The organism is Spiroplasma sp. hyd1, from assembly GCF_016082235.1.
Lineage (GTDB): Bacteria > Bacillota_I > Bacilli_A > Mycoplasmatales > Mycoplasmataceae > Spiroplasma > Spiroplasma poulsonii.
Window position 1 is genome coordinate 1 of the sequence record NZ_JXYY01000115.1, and the last position, 1,267, is coordinate 1,267.

At 20.2% G+C, this 1,267-nt stretch carries 2 protein-coding genes; both read right to left on the reverse strand.

Going from position 1 to position 1,267, the window contains the following annotated elements; genetic code table 4:
- Nucleotides 1-176: 176 nt before the first annotated feature.
- Entirely contained in the window at nt 177-404 is a 228-nt protein-coding gene (locus tag TS70_RS06595; RefSeq protein WP_047797204.1) for a hypothetical protein, read from the reverse strand.
- 3 nt (nt 405-407) lie between these two features.
- Nucleotides 408-1,007: a hypothetical protein gene (locus TS70_RS06600; RefSeq protein ID WP_198049793.1), complete on the reverse strand. Its 600-nt coding sequence runs from the start codon at nt 1,005-1,007 to the stop codon at nt 408-410.
- Nucleotides 1,008-1,267 lie beyond the last annotated feature (260 nt).

Below are 1,267 nucleotides of genomic sequence, written 5' to 3' on the forward strand. Positions count from 1 at the left end.
CAGTCTATAAAATAAAAAATTATAAAATGAATAAGCATAATAACAAATCAAATTAATCATTTACTCGTATTGTAATTTTTAATTAAATATATTAAATTTGTTAAGAAAAAATATATCCCAGTTAAATAATTGCCAATTCGAAAAACAAATATTAAAAATATGAATGTTTTTTTATTTTATTTCAAAGTTGGATATATTAATCCAATTCACAATCCAATTACTAACAAAAATAACGCAAAACAACTTATACTAACATATAATATTATTCGGCAAATTTTTTTGTATTTAGTTGATTGAATTTGTTTTTTCATTTTTTGAAATTTAATACCAAGAAACTTTCATAAACAACCAAACAATCCGATTACAGCAATTGTTCCCATCATTCCAATTATTGTGTTTAACATTATTTACACTTCTTTTCTTTTTTTATCTCTTATTTGTGGTAAATAACTTGTAAAGTATTCGTTTCAAAATTCTCATATTTTTGTTTGCATATTTTGTTTTGTTAATAACCAATATGCAAAGCCCTCTGCCAATAACTCTTCATCATTGCTCAATCCATAATTACTGTTGGCAAATATCTTTACCACTTTTTCTTTGTTTAGTTCTGAAAATTTATTTAAATTATTAATTTTCTGTCCTAAAAATTGCTTTAAATAAAAAATATGATTAATTTTAAATGTTTCTCAATCATAAAAATAAAAGATATGTCCTAATTCATGGATTAAAATATGTAGAAAGTTATTGGTTGTAAATTGTCCTTTGTGTCATTCACTATTTACTGTTTTTTCAAACGCACAAGATAAAATCTTTTTGTTTATTAAAATAGTTTGGTGATTATTTGTTTGTCCTAAGACATTATTATCATCATCAATCACATTTTTAATTTCTATTTTTTGTAAAATTTCACTGATATTTGTTTTATTTCAAATATTAGCAACAAAATTATAAAACAATAAAATAATTTGCTTTAAATTATTTTGGTATTGTTGACAAATATTATTCAATAAATTTTGTCAGTAATTTTGTTGTTCTATTTTTAAATAACTTTGTAGTTGTTTATAAGTACTAAATTCTGTTTTAAATTTAATTGCTAAATTAATATCTGCTTTGCTTAAAAAAGAATCTGTTAATTTTTTGATTTTATCTGTNTTATATTAGACTTCTTGCATTACTTGTTAAAAAATTGCAAATATTTGTAAAAAAGATACTAATAGAAAAATATAATTTTAATTAATTATGTTTTTTATTTAAAAATTTAATATTT